Source organism: Pseudoalteromonas luteoviolacea NCIMB 1944, assembly GCF_001625565.1.
In the GTDB taxonomy this organism is placed as follows: Bacteria; Pseudomonadota; Gammaproteobacteria; order Enterobacterales; family Alteromonadaceae; genus Pseudoalteromonas; species Pseudoalteromonas luteoviolacea_F.
In genome coordinates this window covers 1-3,102 of record NZ_AUXS01000087.1, presented here as the reverse complement: position 1 = coordinate 3,102, position 3,102 = coordinate 1, and the positions used below count along the sequence as shown (strand labels likewise).

The following is a 3,102-nucleotide window of genomic DNA, read 5'->3' as shown; positions in this document are numbered from 1 at the left end:
CCGCATGCCATTTCCAAGCGAGTGAAAGGCAGCCAGATTGAAGTGTTTGACTACGACAGCAATGGTAATCAAACCAGCGCTGTGATGACAAACAATGGCAGCACTGTGTATCAACGCGATGTGGTGTACTCCGCCCGTAATAAGGCAACGCACATTACGGTCAATGGTGAGTTGGTTCAATTTAGTTACGATACCAATAACCGACGCTATAAACGTGTTGAGCGCAACAAAACCATCTACTACGTTGGCGCCCTTGAAATAGTCAAAGAAAGCGGCACAGAGGCACTGTCTGCGCAAACTTATATTCGCCGTAATATAGGCAATGATGCAGTAAAAACTTACCATGAACATGGTCAAGAGAGCATGCAATGGTTGTTTACAGATCATCAAGGCTCAGTTGTTGCAGTGGTTAACAATAGTGGTAAGCTCTTAAAGCGTTTTAGCTATGACGTATTTGGCAAGCAATCAGAAGTTCTGATGCCAAACAATGACATAGACAAATTAAACTGGGCCCTTGAAACAGGACTATTTTGGACTGTAGCAAGTAACCAAAGAGCGTACACAGGCCACGAACCCGTTAAGTTTGGCGATGATTCGCGCATCATTCATATGAATGGTCGGATCTACGATGCAGATACTGGACGGTTTATGCAAACCGACCCGTTTGTGCAAGCGCCGAGTAATTTGCAGAACTATAACCGATATAGTTATGTGCTGAATAATCCGCTGTCGTTTACGGATCCGAGTGGGTATTTGTTTAAGAAGCTTCTTAAAGTAACTATGAAACTTGATGGAAGCTGGTTCATACATCGTTTTCTCAATAAAAATCCGTTATTACGAAGTATTGTAAATGTTGCTTTGAACTTTGTACCAGGTTGCACAGCTTGGTGTTCTGCAGTGTTTTCTGCACAGTCATCATTTGTAGAAACTGGTAGTTTAGGTAAAGCATTTCAATCGGGTTTAACGACATATGCCACAGCTTGGGCATTTAACCAAATTGGTGATGCGTTTGGTGCCAAGACAGGGTTTTGGAAACAAGGAGGCATAGCTCACTTGGGAGCACATGCCTTAACTGGAGGCATTATTTCTGATGTCCAAGGAGGCAATTTCGGGCATGGATTTTGGAGTGCAGGTCTTACCAAAGGAGCTCAAGTTTCTGGCATTGTAAACATGGATAATGATATTTTGGGCACAGTTCAATCCATGGTTATTTCAGGCACAATTTCGAAGTTAACTGGAGGAAAATTTGCCAATGCTGCAGTGACAGGTGCATTCCAGTATTTGTATAATGCGAAGGGAAAAAGCTTTGCTAAGTCCGGAAAAAACTTGCTTGAATGGTTAGTCGGTGGGCGTAATCTAACGCCACAGCAGAGAGCCGCTGAATATGGCCAATCTTTAATGGATGCAGGATTTTCGGCAGAAGAAGCGACAAAGCGAGCTAATAAAAAGTATATAACATATACAGCAGAAGACTTGGATAATCCGGGTAAAATATATGCTGGTAGGTGTAGTGGAAGTTGTGATATGACTGAACAACAAATCTTGGATAAAAGAGCTGCTGGCCATCATCGAAATCTTTCTCCATTAAAGACTGATAAAGTTACAACTTCATACCCTGCAATTAGAGGGAGAGAGCAGCAGGTAATAGATGCTCTGAAAGAGGCAGGGATAGGAACCAAGCAGATTAACGGGGTTGGGCCCAGAAACAAGAAAGCTGCTTTTTATAGAGAGGCGGCTGATAAAGAGTTTGGAAACTAATTATGAAAAGAGTTAAGTTTAAAATCGGCGATATAGTCAAGGTTCCAGTAGTGGATAATTTGTTTGTTTATGGCCGAATATTAAATGATGCATCCATAGAGATTTATAACAATGTTTTTGATAAGCTGGCAGATGTTAATGAATTGAAAGGGTTAGGAATACTTTTTGATTGTGGTATTTTTAGCACAGCAATCAAGAATGGAGAGTGGGAAATTATTGGCCATATTCCATTTGAGAATGAAGAAGATAGTTGGCCAAAGCCGAAGTTTATTCAGGACATTATCAATCGTGAAAAATTTTGCATTTATTATAAGGGTGAGAGAGTTCAAGCTTCTAAAGAAGAGATAATAAATATGGATGAACAGGCAATGTATAAGCCAGAGCAGCTTGTAGAGAGAATAAAACAGTCTCATCTGTTTGAATAAAACCTGATTGGGACAGGCATATATTTGTACCTGAACTGTTTATAGACTTTAAGCCCCAGCACCGCTGGGGCTTTTCTATTTCTGGTCACGCCTATTTGACCTTGGCGGTCGCATCTATCGACTTTCTGGTCCAAGTGGAGTGCTATATACAAGGAAGTTAGCAGGGGAGCAGTTGTGGTATAAATATGAATGGGTTTCATCTTAAATCAGGGCAATGGTTCACCTAATTTGGCAGGTGAACCTAACAACATTACTTTCTTAACCCCTGATGAGCACTTTGCAGCACATAGCAGGAACTGGCGAACACCTACAGTAGAATGGAAATACATGTGACACCCATTCCAATTTGGGAATAGTGTAAGAAGCCGTCTATGCTTTAATGAATGTTAAAGTATGGATGGCTTTTTTATGGCAATAGCAAGGAAGAGACAAATAAGCTTGGTGGATACCAAGTATTATCACTGTATATCACGATGCGTAAGGCGCGCATTTTTATGCGGAGAGGATAAAGTAACGGGCAAGTCATATGAGCACCGAAGAGGCTGGGTTGCAGAGAAGTTATTGCAACTAGCTAAGACACCCAATCCAAAGCCCCAGCAAGTGATGGGGCTTTTTCATGTTTGGTCGCGTTTCGCCGATTTTTTGGTCACGCCTATTTGACCTTGGTGGTCAAGAATACATGTGACACCCACTCAAATTTGGGAATAATCTAAGAAGCCGTCTATGCTTTACTGAATGTTAAAGTATGGATGGCTTTTTTATGGCAATAGCAAGGAAGAGACAAGTTAGCTTGGTGGATACCAAGTATTACCACTGAAAGAAAATAGATGACACCCATTCCAATTTGCTGATTGAAAACAGCTATAACTTACTGGCTTGAAGGTAAGCCAAACCGACTTAGACAGTGGTACGTGGACCT

3 protein-coding genes are annotated in these 3,102 nt (G+C 41.4%); all 3 read left to right on the top strand.

All coding sequences use genetic code 11. From position 1 onward, the window contains the following. Positions 1-1,758, top strand: a 1,758-nt coding sequence (locus tag N483_RS25020) for an RHS repeat domain-containing protein (RefSeq protein ID WP_196764430.1), incomplete at its 5' end; no start/stop codon positions are given. A gap of 2 nt (positions 1,759-1,760) precedes the next feature. After that, positions 1,761-2,183, top strand: a complete 423-nt coding sequence (locus N483_RS25015) for an Imm26 family immunity protein (protein ID WP_023400889.1) — start codon at positions 1,761-1,763, stop codon at positions 2,181-2,183. A 408-nt stretch (positions 2,184-2,591) separates the two neighbouring features. Next, positions 2,592-2,843, top strand: coding sequence for a hypothetical protein (locus N483_RS25010; protein WP_155250795.1), 252 nt, complete (start codon positions 2,592-2,594; stop codon positions 2,841-2,843). Positions 2,844-3,102 lie beyond the last annotated feature (259 nt).